Below are 16,836 nucleotides of genomic sequence, written 5' to 3'. Positions count from 1 at the left end.
ATCTACGCGTTTTAGATCTGCTTTATGCAGGCCCGAATGGCCGATTCTACCAGAAGCTATTCAAACTAAGGATGAATGGTCGGTTTATTTATTGACTCAGATCAACAAAAACCACTAGGGCTTTGTAAAGCGTTCAATCTCCTCATAATACCGACGAAAATCTGGGCTTCCAGAGCGGCTATAGTTTAAGTTCTTAAACAAGCTTGTCAGTTTCACAAAATGATCCCTGACCTCCGTTTTATCCTTAAACACTACTGGTGCGAACAAACAAGCACGTAGCAATTGAAAAGTATCCTTTTGTCTCAACAAAGGCACGGATATATCTACATCATCAAATGCATCTTGTTGAAGGTAAACTTGATCTAAGCAGATCGACTTGTGGTACAAAACATAGTCATCTAGCGTTACCCCTTCCTCCCCTGTCACTTGCATCATCTGTTGAACAGATTCTCCTTCCCTCAATAAAAGCTGCATCTCTTTGACTTGATCAACCCAGCCCTCACCTAAATTCTCTTTATACCAAACAGAGATCTGATCTAAATAACGAGACCACGAAATTAAAGGATCAACCGCAGGATATGCACGTTTATAAGCACGTTCAGCACTTAAGCCAAGAAATGCTTTAACTGTTCTTAAGGTCGATTGAGTAACCGGTTCCTCAAAGTTACCGCCCGCAGGAGAGACCGTACCGATCAAAGTCAGACTTCCTAAATCACCTGCATTATTCTGAATAACACCTGCTCTTTCATAAAGTGCGCGTATAGCAGAATCCAGATACGCAGGGAACGCCTCTTCACCTGGAATCTCCTCTAAACGACCAGAGGTTTCACGCATAGCTTGTGCCCAGCGAGAGGTGGAGTCGGCGATCACAAGCACGTTATATCCCATCTGACGATAGTATTCGCTGATGGTTATACCTGTATAAATTGATGCTTCTCGTGCAGCTACGGGCATTGACGATGTATTACAAATAATAACGGTACGATCCATAAGTGAGCCACCTTTAGGATCGGACATATTTGGAAACTCGGTAATCGTCTCAACAACCTCACCCGCACGCTCACCACAGGCAACAATAACCACTATATCTACATCAGAAAAACGAGAAATAAGGCTTTGTAGTACGGTTTTACCCGCACCAAATGGGCCAGGAATACATGCTGTACCGCCACGGGCGATAGGGAAAAAAGTATCGATTAATCGTATTGATGTTAACAGCGGCTTATCAGGATATTGGCGTACACTTTTACCACTTCTTAACAATGGCTGGCTTACCGGTACACGAACAGGCCATTTTTGCTGCATGGAGACTTCCATCTCCTCTGCATCATCAGTTACGCGAAGACGGGCAACAGGCGTATCGACTGTAAATGTTCCCTCTTGGATCCAGCTCACTTCAGCACAATCTTGTAGATCAAAAGGCGCCATGATGTGGTGTTTGAAGCGCCCCTCTTGCACATGACCAATAACATCACCCGCTTCCACTTTATCGCCAATCTTCACGCAAGGCTGAAAAGCCCAATGCTGTTGTCGATCTATCCCATCAACTTCCAAACCTCGCGGTAGGAAGAAACCATGCTTCGAGGCTATCTTCTCAAGAGGATTTTGCAAACCATCATAAACTTGTCCAAGCAGCCCGGGCCCTAAAGTAACTGACAGCATATGCCCACTTTGCGTGACATCATCACCTACAGCAACCCCGCGGGTATTCTCAAAAACTTGCACATCCGCCTCACCATGACGTACACGGAGAACCTCAGCCTGCAACGCTTCTTGCCGCCCTCCCTTACCAAGTCGTGTAGGGCAAATATGAACCATTTCATTCTTTAAAATAGGGAAATAATCACCATCGTCACCTCTAAGCAATTTAATTGTAACAATGTCGTCCCTTACCGCCACAACCTGCGCTGTAATATGCTGATTCACTAATTATTCCCCTGTAATAACTGCTGATTCAAACCAGAAAGTTCTAACAACACACTTCGCGAATTATTAAACGCGCCTACGGCTTTATCACCGTCATATCGTAAACAGCGTTCGGCAATTGCCCAGCGCAAAACAAAGCAGGCGAGCGCCTCAAAGCTAAAGTGATGGCTATGCTCTGTCTGACGTAAACTCATCCATAGTTGCTGATTATAATATTGCTCTAACAGCATTGGCTTTTCTTTACTCATTAAACGCTGCAACTGCAATAGCTGAGGGCATACACGATCCAACCCAAAACCCGGCTCAAACCAATGCTTCTTGATCAATTGAACCCAACGTCCGACACCATGAAACTGTGAAGGGTCATCTAAACCTGCGGCCCGACATCTCAAAGCAGCCAGCAAAGTTTTTAGCTCCATCTGATAGTTAATCAACTCCAACATAACCGGGGACTCGACCTTGCTCATATCGGCCTTCCACTGAGCAATCAGATCTTTATCCGTCAACCTAAGGTAATGATCAATAATCGGATGAAATAGCGCTTCAATTTTAGCCAACTGCGCACTGTCTTCGTCTGACAACATGGTCAACCGACGATCTAAAGCAATCCGCGAAATAGGCAGCTGAGTACACTGCTCCAGTTCCGGCAGCCATGGTAGCGCCGTCATCAGCGTATAGTAATCCGACACTATCGAATCACTCCCTCAATGATCGCCCTAAATCGAGGCTGTAGATGTTTCAATAGAAGCTTAGCAACCGCCTCACTACTTAAATCAATCTCTACTTCTTGACCACTCAAGCAGACCCTTATGCCCTTACCTTCATGCAGTTCAAAATTAACCCCTGCCCGCATCTGCTCAGCCGCTAAGGACTGGACAAACTGACTAAGTTTACCTTCGCGATACTCTTTAGGATTTCTACGTAGCTCATCTAAACCGATAAAGTCTTCAGGCAGTAAAACATCAATCGTTTTCGCCTGTGTAATACCTTGATCAGTACTAACCTTAGCCACCAGCTCTAAAATTAGGCTACGCATAAAGGCAGGGTTATCCATTTGAGTATCGACTAACCGCTCAACTTGATCAGTAAAAGAGTGTGATAAAGTTTCTCTCACCTCAAGATGCATATCTCGCACAGCAATACGTAATGCATCTTCACCGGCTTGCTTAAGCTGTGCGGCCTCTTTCTTGGCTTTACTTAAAATAAGATCAGCTTCCTGCTTCGCTTGTGCAAGCAGCCAGTCCGCACGATGTTCAGCCTCTTCAACTAAACGTTCGGCTTCATGTTGACCTTTTTGTACCCCTTGCTGACGTAGCTTTTCAATCAGCTCCTCTACACCCGAAGAGGCTTGCGTTTTATGCTCGTTATTCATATTGACCACCTAGGCTGGCACACCGGCACTGATAACTAATGCAAAAATAAACGCAAAAACAGCAAACCCTTCTACAATTGCAGCAGGCGCTAACGACATACCAAAGATTTCAGGACGAATTTTTGCAACATTAATTGCAGAAGCACAGCAACGCCCCTGCCAAGCAGCACTGAACAATAATGCTAAGCCACAAAGCAAACCTATTGCCGCTAAACCGGGCGCATTATCAACAGTAATCTCACGGTTCAAAGCAAACATCACCACAATCCCATAAATTGACTGTGATGAAGGCATTGCAGCAATACCTATATACCGGCCATGGCCTGTTTCTGTCTCTAATAAAGCACCACATGCGGCCTGCCCAGCAAGAGCACAACCAATCATGCTACCAATAGCCCCTAACGCCATAGGCCCATACAAACCAGCCCAACCCAAAGCAATGATTAGGTTATCCAAGGTGAAACCTCCTGTTTAGCGAACGGCTGAAAGGCATAACCCTCATCAGCCAAACTCCAGTTATAAAATTCAATCAAATTAAGGCGTAAACCGTGGATAACTCCACTGATTACAGTCAGTAAAAAGTTCAAAAGATGCCCTACCAAAAGGATGAGCACTTTAAAAAGAAGACCAATTGCAGGCAAAGCAGCCGCAACATCAACAGCCAATTTATTAAAAGTCATAGCAAGAGAAGCACTAGCTAAACCTAATGCAAATAAGCGCAAATAACTTAAAACATCGCCAAATAGCTTGGTGATACCTGTTAAAGCTAACAAACCATCAACAAGCCTCATCCCACTCCAGCCACTACGTGCAGAAGAGAAACATAGAACAAGCATTAATCCTGCGGCAAAAAACAACCAGTGCAGAACAGTAAAGCCTTGAATCCAACCGGCTAAGGCCACTGCTATACTGATTGCCCAGCCTATTGCGGCCCAAGCTTGTAGCGACTTCCTACGTACCCAAGCCATCATCAAATTGCCTAATATCAGATGGATAGCACCGACGGTAATCGAGAGCAACATCATGCTATCAAAGTCGTTAAGATCTAACATTTTAAGCCCTTGGAGCCATTCAAATGGGGCTTGAGCACCAAAATAACTGCCAACAACCACACCCCATATAAATCCAGCAATAGCTAAAGCACAGCCCATAGCGCGCAGGCGCATACCACTTTCAGTCGTGCCCATACGTTGCCAATAGAAAAGCAAAATCGCGGCCAGCAGTAAGGAGTAACCTGCATCCGACATTATCAATGCAAAAAATGAAACGAATGAGAAGAAAACAACACGAGAAGGATCCCAGCTACGGTAGCCAGGCATCTGGAAGAAGTTGACCACCTCTTCACCACCCGCTATCACCCTAGGGTTATCAAGCAAGGTAGGAGGAAGCTCATCCTCTTTAGGTGACTCAACTTGAAGCGCTAAACACTGTTCTTGCGCTAATAACTGGAGTTGCGCTAAATGCTCATCAGCAAGCCAGCCTTGAACTGCGAAAATTTCATCTCTATCTAATGTTTGATTAGAGACTTCCGCTAACTGTGCAGCATCATCAGTCCCAGCAATGGAGCGCTGCAACAAATATATCCACCGCGTATAACCTTCACGCTCAGCTTCAACGGTTTCAAGTTCAATCTCAATATCCTCTAATTCTCGCTTGAGATGAACCAGCGGCACGGCACCCGTGTGGGTTCGAACAACAGGCAATACATTGATACCTGGCTCTTTTTCAGAGATAACGGCGATATAACTGTGGCGGTTATCTCGATGAACCACCTGCCAAGGGAGCTCAACATCCTGAAGCTCTTTCATACGGAAATTGGGTACTAAATAGAACCAAAAGCGCTGCCCATAAAGTTCATTCTCTTCCGGTAACTCAAAGCTTCCCCAAGGCGTTAAATCTTTAATTCTTTTTTGTAAGAAGTCATATCGTTCTACAAGATCGAGACGTAAGCGGCGGTTTTTCTCGACACCTTGAACTACAGATAGCAGGTCAAAATGACGTTCACTAACAACCTGTTTCCGCTTTTGTTTACAATTTAAAAGATAATGTAAACTTTCAGATAGCTGCTCTGGGCTCACCTTCAATAAGTTTGTTTCAGTATGCCGAGAGGGGGCCGAAGAGGATAATTCCTGTAAAGGTATAATATGCATTACACCTAAAGATTGGAGCTGATCTAAAACCTGCGCCTTATCTTCAGTGAGCCCAACTAAGGTAGCTTTTTTTAACGCTAGGATACTCACAACTGCATCCTCCTGCGTTTATTTTTGGCAATCTTTGCTCTCACAACACCAGCACGCTCGGCATCTGAAAGCGCTATTCTAATTTTGCGTATATTTTTTTGTGCTTCAGGAATCAGAACCTTATCAAACAGATTTAACCGCTGTGTGGTTTTTTGTAAACCTAGCTCTAGCAACTCTAACCGTTGTTGATAGATCTTAACTTCGATCTCAGTTCGTAAGGCTTTGGTCTGCAAATTTAAGAAATCATCGACCCAATGGGGTAGCAACAATACAGAATATTTTGCTATTTCAACTTCAAACACTGCCAGTTTTGGTAACTCTAATCCGACTAGATTCACATAATTAATAGACAGCTGTTTAACCTGTATCAGTGAGTTTAAATCAATTTTTGAATCCGCAGACATAGGTAACTGTTCAACCACTTGCTGCTGCAATAACGCCAACTGTTGTTGATTATTTGCCAAGGCAGCAACCGCTTCTTGGCGGGCCGACAATAGCTGTTTACGCTTAAGATCCAACGCAGGTACAAACTGCTTAAAAGCCTTTAAGCGCCGCCCCTCTTTATTGAGCGTGGTTTTATTAAGCGCTAACTTTGCCACTATTTATCTACCTTACTGTTAAAGAGTTTCACTACTTTGAACATCGGCTTTTTTCGGGAAATACTTATCAATCAGCACTTGTTTCATTAACAACTCATGATCATGAAAGCATTCAGCTAAGGTTTCCCAGCTCAGATCCAACGCATCTTCTAAAGGCAAAGTAACGTCTATACCCATAAATCGTTGACGGAAGAGTTCACCAAATTTCAGAAGGCGCTCATCATATTCACTCAGTTCAAATGACATAGCCTGTTTCTGAACGGCATCTTGCGCTTCTGCATAAAAGCGCACCATAGTGTTCATAATTTGGCTATGGTCTTCGCGCGTAACTTTACCGATTACATGCTGTTTCAAGCGAGATAAAGAGCCAAAAGGATCAATCACACCATTGTGTAGGTAAAACTGCCCCTCGGTAATATAACCCGTATTATCCGGTACAGGATGTGTAACATCATCGCCGGGCATAGTTGTCACTGAGAGAATGGTCACTGAACCTGCGCCTTTATAATCACAAGCCTTTTCATAACGGCGGGCTAACTGAGAGTATAGATCACCTATATAGCCTCGGTTAGAAGGCACATGTTCCATAGAGATGCCTACCTCTTTCAACGCATCCGCATAAGCTGTCATATCAGTTAGTAAAACAAGAACACGTTTACCCTCTTCTACAGCAAATCGTTCCGCTACAGCCAAAGCCATATCGGGTACAAGCAACGCTTCAACAGTTGGATCTGAACCTTGATGTACAAACATAACTGTACGTGCATGAACACCCGCCTCTTCAAAGGCTTGACGGAAAAAGTAGTAATCATCAAAGATTAACCCTATCCCACCAAACACAACCACATCAGCATCAGCATGCGTACCAATCTGAGCCAATAGCTGATTGTAGGGTTCTCCCGCTACTGAAAATATAGGGATCTTTTGGCTTTCAACTAGGCAATTAAAAACATCAATCATCGGCACATCAGTGCGAATCATATGAGAGGCTAAGACTCGACGTGCGGGGTTCACTGTCGGCCCATCGATTTCAATTTTAGGTTCTTCTGTTAATGCGGGGCCCGTATCAATAGTTCTCCCTGTGCCAGAAAAGGCGCGACCCAGAATATTAGGAGAGAATGTAACTTCCATTGATCGCCCTAAAAAGCGAATAACAGAATGAGTAGAGAGACCTTTAGTACCACTAAACACCTGAAGGGAGACGGCATCTTTGTCGAGTAAAATTACTTGCGCCAAGCTGGCATGCTGACCACGATTCTCATCATTTTCGATTAACGCCAGATCACCAAAACATATAGGTGAAATACCTTCCTCAGACAGTGGCACATGAACTTTGACTATATCGCCCACTATCTCAAGAATTCGTGAATACCTAACCAGCAGCTGCGTCACAACTTTCTCCCTATCATAATTGTGCGAATATGAGTTAAAACGTTTCTAATTTCCAAACTTCATAGGCTGGCTCTTCATATGGATGCGCCTGCTTTAAAGCCATGACTGCTTGCTTAATAAACTCATCATCACAAACCAATTCAACTTTCCATTCTGAAACGGTTTCTAACTCGTTGTACTTACCTATAAAAGGGGTGCTACCTTCTAAGGCTCTAAACTGCCCACGACCAAGCACTTGCCAGCAACATTGATCGTAATTACCAATACGGCCCGCACCTGTAGTAAAAATGGCCGATTTAACACTTTCTAAATGATCTTCAGGTACAAAAAAACTCAATTTATACACGTACTTTTACCTGTTTATATCACACCTATAAGGATCTGCCACCCATAAAGTAAGCAACAACCACTCAAGTTCAAAGCCTAATTCAGGCAATCTATCACCTAACCGATCAGAGATAGAGTCATGGCTCCAGTCTGCTTTATATGGATAACAAACAAATTGATCTGCGGCATTGATCGTCCAAGTTATTTGGCTAATTTCCACATTTATTTTACCCTCGCAGAAGAGTGTTAATCTGCTTACTAAAATCTTAGCAAGATTCATATAAAACCCCATTACAGATCACAATCAAGCAGTAATAGCGACTTAAGCACCTACGGCCCCTAAGCTCATAGAAAGGGAGGATTATCGAAGGATTCAGTTAGGCAAATCTTGCACACCTTTAGGCAGCGCCAGCTATTTCACAAAACCTGAACAAGCAGGCATAAAAAAACCGCTTTAAAAAGCGGTTTTCGTTATCAATCATCAACCTGGGTTATTTCAGGCCTAAAATATCCTGCATATCAAACAAGCCAGATTTTTTACCTTCTAGCCATTTACATGCGCGTACCGCACCTTTCGCAAAGGTTAGACGGTTACTGGCTTTATGAGTGATCTCTATACGCTCACCTTCAGTAGCAAACATTACGGTATGATCGCCCACCACATCGCCTGCGCGAATTGTTTCAAAGCCTATCTCGCCACGTGGTCGCGCGCCAGTAATCCCTTCACGGCCATAGACTGCACACTCTTTTAGATCTCGACCTAAAGTATCAGCAACGACTTCACCCATGCGTAACGCAGTACCTGAAGGTGAATCAACTTTATGACGATGGTGAGCTTCAATCACTTCAATATCGTAATCATCATTACCTAATGCTTGAGCGGCAACTTCCAACAACTTGAAGCATAAATTAACACCTACACTCATATTGGGCGCAAAAACGATAGCAGCGTCACTCGAACGCTCCTGTAATACCGCTTTTTGCTCATCGTTTAGGCCGGTTGTTCCGATAACAATCTGTTTACCATTTTCAGCACAAAAAGCCACATTCTGTAATGTTACTTCTGGAGCGGTAAAATCGATAAGCACATCAAAATCATCCACAGCCTCAGCCAAAGATCCTTTAATAGCAACACCTAACTTACCAACGCCGGCCATTTCACCTGCGTCAGCACCAATCAAGGTACTTGTAGGCTCAACAATAGCGGCCCCTAATTCTACATTTTCAGTCATTTGGATAGCTTCAATATTAGCTTTACCCATTCGACCCGCTGCACCAGTCACTGCCACTTTAATCATGCGTTTTTCCATTAGTCTTTGTCATGCAGAATATTTTGATCCATATCCAATGCAGGCTTATCACAAGATGGATGACCTACAGCACGGGCAGGTACACCCACAACTGTTGTATGTGCCGCAACATCATCCAGCACTACACTTCCTCCACCAACTTTAGCCCCAGCACCAATTTCAATATTGCCGAAGATTTTTGCACCCGCCGCGATCATAACACCTTCTCGAATCTTCGGATGTCTATCGCCTGTCGCCTTACCCGTTCCGCCTAAAGTAACCGACTGCAGAATAGATACGTCATTTTCGATCACACTGGTTTCACCCACAACTATACCGGTTGCATGATCAAACATAACCCCTTGGCCGATGATCGCACCAGGGTGAATATCCACCTGAAGCACGCTACTGACACGACTTTGAATATACATCGCCATGCTTTTACGTCCATGATTCCACATATAATGGGCGACACGGTAGGCTTCGATAGCATGAAAACCTTTAAGGTAAAGCAGAACAGTAGAATATTTATCGATAGCAGGGTCACGTGTACGTACCGCCGCTATATCAGCACAAACAGCCGCGATAATTTCCGGCGCATCACGAAAGACCTCTTCTATAACTAAACGGAAAGTTACCGCAGGCACGGCATCGTCATAGAGTTTTCGGCTTAATAGGTAGGCAAGTGCAGAGCATAAGCTTTGATGGCCCAATATATTGGCGTGGTAGTAACCCGCTAAAACAGGCTCATCAATCACTTCCTGTTCAGCTTCTGCGGTAATTTCTTGCCAAAGCCAATCTCGGCATTCTGGATTCAGGCTCATGCCATCTCCGATGATCTTGTAAACATCTTCGTTGGCAGAAGGTGATTCTGCCAACGTAGATATTTAGGACAACTTTTTAGGTCATGTCTTCAAAGAATTTCTTCACGGAATCAAAGAAGCCATGCTTTTTAGGACTGTGCTTACGCGTACCTTGTTCCATTTCATCTTGGAACTCACGTAACAACTCTTTTTGACGGCTACTTAGTTTAACGGGTGTTTCCACAACCACTTTAACCAGCAGATCGCCAACAGAACCACCACGAACAGGGGCAATACCTTTTCCACGTAAACGGAACATTTTACCTGTTTGTGTTTCGGTAGGAACTTTCAGTTTCACGCGACCATCAAGGGTTGGAACTTCAAGTTCACCCCCTAAAGCAGCATCTACAAAACTGATTGGCACTTCACAGTAGAGATGTTTGCCGTCACGTTCAAAGATTGGATGCTCTTTAACATGCACTTGCACATAAAGATCACCCGCTGGACCGCCATGAGTACCCGCTTCACCTTCACCAGCCAGCCTAATACGATCACCCGTATCAACACCAGCAGGAATTTTAACGGACAAGGTTTTAGTTTTCTCTTTGCGTCCATGTCCATGACAATCAGTACAGGGATCAGAGATAACTTTACCTTCACCGTGACAGGTAGGACAGGTTTGCTGTACAGAGAAGAAGCCTTGCTGCATACGCACTTGGCCTTGACCACCGCAGGTACCACAGACTTTAGCAGAGGTCCCAGGCTTAGCACCGGTACCATCACAAGTTTCACAGGCTACAAGCGTAGGAATCTGGATGCTTTTTTCAACACCACGAACCGCCTCTTCTAGCGTCATCTCCATGTTGTAACGCAGATCAGCGCCACGCTGCACGGAGCTACGACCGCCACGGCCACCACCGCCGCCAAAGATATCCCCAAAGACATCCCCAAAGATATCTGAGAAGTTACCCTCGAAACCGCCACCTTGACCACCACGCATGTTGGGATCTACACCTGCATGACCATATTGATCATAAGCTGCTTTTTTCTGGGCATCCGAAAGTACTTCGTAGGCTTCGTTCACCTCTTTGAACTTATCTTCAGACTCTTTATCATCCGGATTACGGTCCGGATGATACTTCATCGCCATGCGGCGAAAAGCTTTTTTGATATCCCGATCAGATGAATCTCGGGAAACACCTAATACTTCGTAATAATCTCGTTTCGACATGGTCACAACACTTGTCAGGGCTTAATGCCGGATATGACAACGCGGGCATAAAGCCCGCGGTGCCGAGTAATACTGCTTTCCGGCTATAAAAACCGGAAAGCCAATGCTAGATAGATCATTTAAATCAGTTTAATACGACTTATTTTTTGTCGTCTTTAACTTCTTCAAATTCTGCATCTACTGCATCATCGTTACCGCCGGTCTGTTCCTCTCCTGCTGCACCTTGAGCAGCTTCAGCTTGCTGTGCAGCTTCAGCATACATTTTCTGTGCAACAACAGAGATCGCTTCAGTTAATGCTGTTGTTTTAGCTTCAATCGCGTCTTTATCATCCGCTTTCAAAGCTTCTTCCAATTCAGCAGTCGCTGCTTCAACAGCCGCTTTCTCTTCCTCAGTCGCTTTATCACCCGCTTCTTCCATTGTTTTCTTAGCGGAGTGAACCATGGCATCGCCTTGGTTACGAGCCTGAGTTAGTTCTTCAAACTTCTTATCTTCTTCAGCATGTGCTTCAGCATCATTAACCATCTGATCAATTTCATCATCACTTAAACCGGAAGATGATTTAATCACGATAGATTGCTGTTTACCTGTCGCTTTATCTTGAGCTGATACATTCAAGATACCGTTTGCATCCAAATCGAAAGTTACTTCGATCTGTGGAACACCGCGTGGTGCCGGTGGAATCTCAGCCAAGTCAAAACGACCTAGTGATTTGTTCTGTGATGCTTGCTTACGCTCACCCTGAACAACGTGAATTGTCACAGCGTTCTGGTTGTCATCGGCAGTTGAGAAGATCTGAGACTTTTTCGTAGGGATAGTCGTATTCTTCTCAATAACTGGAGTAGCAACGCCACCCATAGTTTCGATACCTAGTGTTAGCGGCGTTACGTCAAGAAGTAGAACGTCTTTAACATCGCCGGCAAGTACCGCACCTTGAATCGCAGCACCCATTGCTACCGCTTCATCAGGGTTAACATCTTTACGTGGCTCTTTACCGAAGAACTCAGATACTTTTGCCTGAACCATTGGCATACGTGTCTGACCACCAACAAGGATAACTTCGTCGATTTCAGACATGCTCAAGCCAGAATCTTTAAGTGCTAAACGGCAAGGCTCAAGTGAACGCTCAACAAGTTCCTCAACCAAAGATTCAAGTTTTGAACGGCTAATTTTAACATTAAGATGTTTAGGACCTGACGCATCAGCTGTGATGTAAGGCAGGTTAACATCAGTGCTCTGTGCAGATGACAGCTCAACTTTAGCTTTTTCAGCACCCTCTTTAAGACGCTGTAGCGCAAGAGGATCGTTGTGCAGATCAATACCTGTATCTTTCTTGAACTCTGCAGCTAAGAATTCAATCAAGCGCGAGTCAAAGTCTTCACCACCAAGGAATGTATCACCATTAGTAGATAGCACTTCAAACTGGTGCTCGCCATCAACTTCAGCAATTTCGATGATAGAGATATCAAACGTACCACCACCTAAGTCATAAACCGCGATTGTTTTATCGCCTTTAGACTTATCCATGCCGTAAGCCAGTGCAGCGGCTGTAGGCTCGTTAATAATACGTTTAACGTCTAGGCCCGCAATACGGCCTGCATCTTTTGTTGCTTGACGCTGAGCGTCGTTAAAGTATGCAGGTACTGTAACTACAGCTTCAGTGACTTCTTCACCTAGGTAATCTTCAGCTGTTTTCTTCATCTTTTTCAGAATCTCAGCAGAGATCTGAGGTGCAGCTAATTTTTCACCTTTTACTTCAACCCAAGCATCGCCGTTGTCTGCTTCGATAATTTTGTACGGCACCATCTTGATGTCTTTCTGTACAACTTCATCTTTAAAGCGACGACCGATTAAACGCTTGATCGCAAACAATGTGTTGTTTGGGTTAGTAACCGCCTGACGTTTAGCCGGCTGGCCTACTAGAATCTCGCCGTCATCTGTATAAGCGATAACAGAAGGTGTAGTACGATCGCCTTCAGCGTTTTCAATAACTTTAGTTGTGTCACCATCTAAAACAGAAACACAAGAGTTTGTGGTTCCTAAGTCAATACCGATGATTTTACCCATTTGTATCTGCTCCAATTCGCGCTGCCCGATTACGACGGACAGTATTTAAAACTTGTAAAAGATAGCTACACTGTCGTGCTCTCAACTATCTCTCATGCTATGCAATCTATATAAGTACGTTTTATGAGGTTTCAAGGGTTACAAGCGAAAAAAAACTTATCCTTTTGCAACCACAACCATCGCCGGACGCACCAAACGGCCATGTAATGTGTAGCCTTTCTGCATGACAGCTATAACGCTATTAGGCTCCGCATCAGGCGCATCAACCATAGACATCGCTTGGTGTAATGCAGGATCAAACGTTTCACCTAAAGGGCTAACCTGTTCCATCTTGAACTTCTCAAGCCCAGACAAAAACATCTTCATCGTCATCTCAACGCCTTCACGCACAGGCTGAAGCGCTTCATCATCGCCAAAAGCCTCAATTGCGCGTTCTAAGCTATCAACAATTGGAAGCATTTCATTGGCAAACTTTTCTACACCAAACTTATGTGCTTTTTCGACATCCTGCTCAGCGCGACGACGAACATTCTGAGCTTCCGCTTGAATTCGAAGCATCTGATCTTTCAGGGATTCAACTTCTGCTACAGCAGCAGCCAACTCCTGTGCTAATTTCTCAGCATCTTGCTCTTCGCTTACTTCATTTTCATCAACAAGCTTTTCCGCTGCTGCTTCTGCAGCATCAAGTTGCTCATCATTTACAGATTCTGTTTGCTGCTTATCTTGTGGTGTCTGTTCTTCATGTGCCATTGCTACTCTCCAGCCAGCTCCGCGTTAACGTCACGGAAAGTCTAGGTGTTAATTTCATTTGCAGCATATATGGGGCCAAAGAGACACCTTTCAACACTTGAAGGCACTTTTTTTCAGGTAAATTCAGATAAATATTGCATCAGCACACAAAAAAGCTTATATAAAAGTACTGTATAAAAACACATGTAATTTATTATGCTGAATCAACTGACTATTCGTGACTTTGCAATTGTTGAAAGCCTTGATCTAGAACTCAATCAAGGCATGACTGTCGTAAGCGGTGAAACAGGGGCAGGCAAGTCCATTATGCTGGACGCATTAGGCCTCACTTTGGGTAACCGTGCCGAAGCTGGCACTGTAAGGTTAGGCGCTGAAAAAGCGGATATTACAGCAAGTTTCAATATTGCTGAGATACCTAGCGCAGAACAGTGGCTACAAGATAATGATCTAGATAACTGCGGAGAGTGCATTTTAAGACGCGTGATCACTAAAGATGGCCGCTCTCGCTGCTATATCAATGGTCGCCCATCACCAGCCAACATGGTCAAAGCCTTAGGCGAACACCTAATCGCTATTCATGGCCAACATGAACATCAACGCTTATTAAAAAGAGATTATCACCGCACACTACTGGATGACTTTGCGGGACTCAATAAGCTGGCCGAGCAGACACGCCATGCATTCCAACACTGGTCAAAACTGAATACAGAGCTGACCCGCTTATCAGAACAGAGCGCTGAGCAAACGTCCCGCATTCAATTGTTGAGCTATCAAATTGAAGAGCTTGATCAACTCGCTCTACAAGAAAACGAATTAAAGCAACTAGAACAAGAACAAAAAACCTTGTCCAACGCTGGCGAGATACTGAGCACTGGCCATGAGTTTATAGGACTCGCCAGTGACAACGAAAATAGTAACTGTGTGCAATCACTAAACCACTGTCGTCAGCTTCTCACTAATATTGAGTCCGAATCCCCCTCGGTTCGCCAAGCAGCCGAAATGCTGGATTCAGCCTTAATCCAAGTGGAAGAAGCAAGTGCCGAAATTCGTCACTACCTAGACAGAGTGGAGATAAACCCAACACGCCAGCAAGAGGTTGAAGAACGCTTATCAACCATTTTTGAAATTGCACGCAAACACCGTATCAAACCAGACGAGATCACAACACTGCACAAAGAACTTCAACAGGAGTTCAACTCTCTTAGTCGTACTGATGAAGAACTTGAACAGTTAGAAGCGTCCGTTGAGAGTGCATATTCAAAGATCATCGAACTCGCAAAAAAACTCAGCGAAAAACGAAACAAAGGCGCTAAACAGTTAAGTAAACTTGTCGATCAGCAGCTACATAGCTTAGGCATGCCAGCAGCGTCATTAACTGTACAACTATCCACTTTAGAAAAACCAACCGCTAATGGATTAGAGGATATTGAGTTTTTAATCGTGACCAACCAAGGGCAGCCAGCAAAACCTCTCAACAAAATAGCGTCCGGCGGTGAACTGTCCCGTATCAGTCTTGCTATTCAAGTGATCACAGCACAAACATCTACGACCCCCACACTTATTTTTGATGAGGTTGATGTAGGTATAGGTGGAGCTATAGCTGAGGTTGTCGGTAAACTATTAAGAACATTAGGCCAAAGCGCACAGATTCTTTGTGTCACCCACCAACCACAAGTTGCATCACAAGGGCATCAACACCTATTTGTCAGCAAACGTAGCGACAAGCAGCAGACCCATACCCAGATAGATCAATTAACAGAAGAAAGACGGATAGAAGAGGTCGCTCGCATGCTTGGCGGCATATCCATTACCGAACGTTCCATTGAGCATGCTAAGGAGATGTTAGATCTACAGCATTAACCTTAAAAATAAAATGGTTATAACAAACACTAAAAGACCAGCTTAATAGCTGGTCTTTTAGGATTCACCGTAGCTGAGAATTAACGCTTACTTTTTACCTATAGAATCTTTATGGATACCGTATAGGTAAAGTGTTCTATCCGTAACAACAAAACCCATAGACTCAGCAATTTCGTTTAATAGAACATTCAAACGCGGATCATTGAACTCTCTTACCATACCGCTTTTAACACAAACAATATGATCATGTGCTTCATCACGCGCCAATTCAAAAACAGAGTGCCCACCTTCAAAGTGATGACGTGTCACTAAACCTGCAGCTTCAAACTGAGTTAATACTCTATAAACTGTTGCTAAGCCTACATCCTCACCCTTTTCCATCAGCAACTTATAAATATCTTCAGCACTGAAATGATCACCTTCACCGGCTTGTTCCAGTATTTGATAAATTTTTACACGAGGCAGGGTAACTTTAAGGCCCGCTTTTCGAAGTTCCTGATTTTCAAGTGACATAATAATTCTCTAGGCTATTTGGTGTTAACAAGTAAGCATAACAAGCTTAATAACTTGTTCAAATGCGTACGAATCTTTATTATCCGCATTTACGCACAATTGTGGAAGCAAAAACAGATGCAAAAACTACTTATTATCGCAGTGCTCACTATAGCACTGTCTGGCTGTTCCGGTTTTCCTGGGGTTTATAAAATTGATATTCCACAAGGCAATGTTGTTAACCAAGAGATGGTTGACCAATTACGCCCAGGAATGACTGAAAACCAAGTCCGCTTCATTATGGGCAGCCCACTAATGACCGATACCTTCCATGAAGGCCGCTGGGATTATCTATATAGCAAGAAAAGCGGATCAGAAAACGATGAAGGCTATATTCGCGAGCGTATATCCCTCTACTTTAAAGATGGCAAGCTCTCCGGCCTGAATGGTGACTTCCGCCCAGGCGGTGGTAAAAGCGAAAATTAAACCC

The 16,836-nt window shown here is 44.0% G+C and carries 17 protein-coding genes; 2 read left to right on the top strand and 15 right to left on the bottom strand.

What is annotated here, in order from left to right:
• Positions 1 to 114: 114 nt before the first annotated feature.
• The 14 genes from Q4492_RS05390 to grpE form a co-directional block, all read right to left on the bottom strand.
• Positions 115 to 1,926, bottom strand: a complete 1,812-nt coding sequence (locus Q4492_RS05390; RefSeq protein WP_303416239.1) for a V-type ATP synthase subunit A — start codon at positions 1,924 to 1,926, stop codon at positions 115 to 117.
• The gene (locus Q4492_RS05385) at positions 1,926 to 2,615 is read right to left on the bottom strand and encodes a DUF2764 family protein (protein ID WP_303416238.1); all 690 of its coding nucleotides are present in this window, start codon (positions 2,613 to 2,615) and stop codon (positions 1,926 to 1,928) included. Before Q4492_RS05385 ends, Q4492_RS05390 begins: the two co-directional genes overlap by 1 nt.
• Complete coding sequence (locus Q4492_RS05380) at positions 2,615 to 3,298, bottom strand: ATPase (protein WP_303416237.1); 684 nt, start codon at positions 3,296 to 3,298, stop codon at positions 2,615 to 2,617. The genes Q4492_RS05385 and Q4492_RS05380 overlap by 1 nt, the downstream gene beginning before the upstream one ends.
• Before the next feature lie 9 nt (positions 3,299 to 3,307).
• Positions 3,308 to 3,754: an ATP synthase subunit C gene (locus Q4492_RS05375; protein WP_067862529.1), complete on the bottom strand. Its 447-nt coding sequence runs from the start codon at positions 3,752 to 3,754 to the stop codon at positions 3,308 to 3,310.
• Complete coding sequence (locus Q4492_RS05370; RefSeq protein ID WP_303416236.1) at positions 3,742 to 5,538, bottom strand: V-type ATP synthase subunit I; 1,797 nt, start codon at positions 5,536 to 5,538, stop codon at positions 3,742 to 3,744. Before Q4492_RS05370 ends, Q4492_RS05375 begins: the two co-directional genes overlap by 13 nt.
• A complete protein-coding gene (locus tag Q4492_RS05365; RefSeq protein ID WP_303416235.1) occupies positions 5,535 to 6,137 on the bottom strand; it encodes a V-type ATP synthase subunit D in 603 nt (200 codons plus the stop codon). Before Q4492_RS05365 ends, Q4492_RS05370 begins: the two co-directional genes overlap by 4 nt.
• An 18-nt stretch (positions 6,138 to 6,155) precedes the next feature.
• Positions 6,156 to 7,529, bottom strand: coding sequence for a V-type ATP synthase subunit B (locus Q4492_RS05360; RefSeq protein WP_303416234.1), 1,374 nt, complete (start codon positions 7,527 to 7,529; stop codon positions 6,156 to 6,158).
• Between the two features lie 34 nt (positions 7,530 to 7,563).
• Positions 7,564 to 7,875, bottom strand: a complete 312-nt coding sequence (locus Q4492_RS05355) for a YqfO family protein (protein ID WP_303416233.1) — start codon at positions 7,873 to 7,875, stop codon at positions 7,564 to 7,566.
• Positions 7,876 to 7,881: 6 nt separating this feature from the next.
• Positions 7,882 to 8,136, bottom strand: a complete 255-nt coding sequence (locus Q4492_RS05350; RefSeq protein WP_303416232.1) for a hypothetical protein — start codon at positions 8,134 to 8,136, stop codon at positions 7,882 to 7,884.
• 211 nt (positions 8,137 to 8,347) lie between these two features.
• Positions 8,348 to 9,154 (bottom strand): 4-hydroxy-tetrahydrodipicolinate reductase, encoded by an 807-nt coding sequence (gene dapB, locus Q4492_RS05345; RefSeq protein WP_303416231.1) that lies wholly within the window; start codon positions 9,152 to 9,154, stop codon positions 8,348 to 8,350.
• Positions 9,155 to 9,165: 11 nt separating this feature from the next.
• Complete coding sequence (gene cysE / locus Q4492_RS05340; RefSeq protein WP_303416230.1) at positions 9,166 to 9,969, bottom strand: serine O-acetyltransferase; 804 nt, start codon at positions 9,967 to 9,969, stop codon at positions 9,166 to 9,168.
• 76 nt (positions 9,970 to 10,045) lie between these two features.
• Positions 10,046 to 11,179, bottom strand: a complete 1,134-nt coding sequence (dnaJ, locus tag Q4492_RS05335) for a molecular chaperone DnaJ (protein WP_303416229.1) — start codon at positions 11,177 to 11,179, stop codon at positions 10,046 to 10,048.
• A gap of 139 nt (positions 11,180 to 11,318) precedes the next feature.
• Positions 11,319 to 13,244 (bottom strand): molecular chaperone DnaK, encoded by a 1,926-nt coding sequence (gene dnaK, locus Q4492_RS05330; RefSeq protein WP_303416228.1) that lies wholly within the window; start codon positions 13,242 to 13,244, stop codon positions 11,319 to 11,321.
• Positions 13,245 to 13,400: 156 nt separating this feature from the next.
• A complete protein-coding gene (gene grpE / locus Q4492_RS05325; RefSeq protein ID WP_303416227.1) occupies positions 13,401 to 13,994 on the bottom strand; it encodes a nucleotide exchange factor GrpE in 594 nt (197 codons plus the stop codon).
• A gap of 195 nt (positions 13,995 to 14,189) precedes the next feature.
• Between grpE and recN the strand changes: the two genes are divergently transcribed.
• Positions 14,190 to 15,854: a DNA repair protein RecN gene (gene recN / locus Q4492_RS05320; RefSeq protein WP_303416226.1), complete on the top strand. Its 1,665-nt coding sequence runs from the start codon at positions 14,190 to 14,192 to the stop codon at positions 15,852 to 15,854.
• Positions 15,855 to 15,941: 87 nt separating this feature from the next.
• Here the strand turns inward: recN and fur are convergent, their stop codons facing one another.
• On the bottom strand, positions 15,942 to 16,367 hold the full coding sequence (gene fur / locus Q4492_RS05315; RefSeq protein WP_303416225.1) for a ferric iron uptake transcriptional regulator: 426 nt from the start codon (positions 16,365 to 16,367) through the stop codon (positions 15,942 to 15,944).
• A gap of 117 nt (positions 16,368 to 16,484) precedes the next feature.
• Between fur and Q4492_RS05310 the strand changes: the two genes are divergently transcribed.
• Complete coding sequence (locus tag Q4492_RS05310; RefSeq protein WP_303416224.1) at positions 16,485 to 16,832, top strand: outer membrane protein assembly factor BamE; 348 nt, start codon at positions 16,485 to 16,487, stop codon at positions 16,830 to 16,832.
• The last annotated feature ends 4 nt before the right edge of the window (positions 16,833 to 16,836 follow it).

The sequence above is a fragment of the Neptuniibacter sp. 1_MG-2023 genome (assembly GCF_030547185.1).
In the GTDB taxonomy this organism is placed as follows: domain Bacteria; phylum Pseudomonadota; class Gammaproteobacteria; order Pseudomonadales; family Balneatricaceae; genus Neptuniibacter.
Note: the sequence above shows the minus strand (reverse complement) of the source record. Positions and strands in the feature narration are given on the sequence as shown.

Coding starts and splice junctions, on each gene's coding strand:
- Q4492_RS05380 (WP_303416237.1), bottom strand. CDS start 3,298: ATGAATAACGAGCATAAAACGCAAGCCTCTTCGGGTGTAGAGGAGCTG.
- Q4492_RS05350 (WP_303416232.1), bottom strand. CDS start 8,136: ATGAATCTTGCTAAGATTTTAGTAAGCAGATTAACACTCTTCTGCGAG.
- dapB (WP_303416231.1), bottom strand. CDS start 9,154: ATGATTAAAGTGGCAGTGACTGGTGCAGCGGGTCGAATGGGTAAAGCT.
- cysE (WP_303416230.1), bottom strand. CDS start 9,969: ATGAGCCTGAATCCAGAATGCCGAGATTGGCTTTGGCAAGAAATTACC.
- dnaJ (WP_303416229.1), bottom strand. CDS start 11,179: ATGTCGAAACGAGATTATTACGAAGTATTAGGTGTTTCCCGAGATTCA.
- dnaK (WP_303416228.1), bottom strand. CDS start 13,244: ATGGGTAAAATCATCGGTATTGACTTAGGAACCACAAACTCTTGTGTT.
- grpE (WP_303416227.1), bottom strand. CDS start 13,994: ATGGCACATGAAGAACAGACACCACAAGATAAGCAGCAAACAGAATCT.
- recN (WP_303416226.1), top strand. CDS start 14,190: ATGCTGAATCAACTGACTATTCGTGACTTTGCAATTGTTGAAAGCCTT.
- fur (WP_303416225.1), bottom strand. CDS start 16,367: ATGTCACTTGAAAATCAGGAACTTCGAAAAGCGGGCCTTAAAGTTACC.
- Q4492_RS05310 (WP_303416224.1), top strand. CDS start 16,485: ATGCAAAAACTACTTATTATCGCAGTGCTCACTATAGCACTGTCTGGC.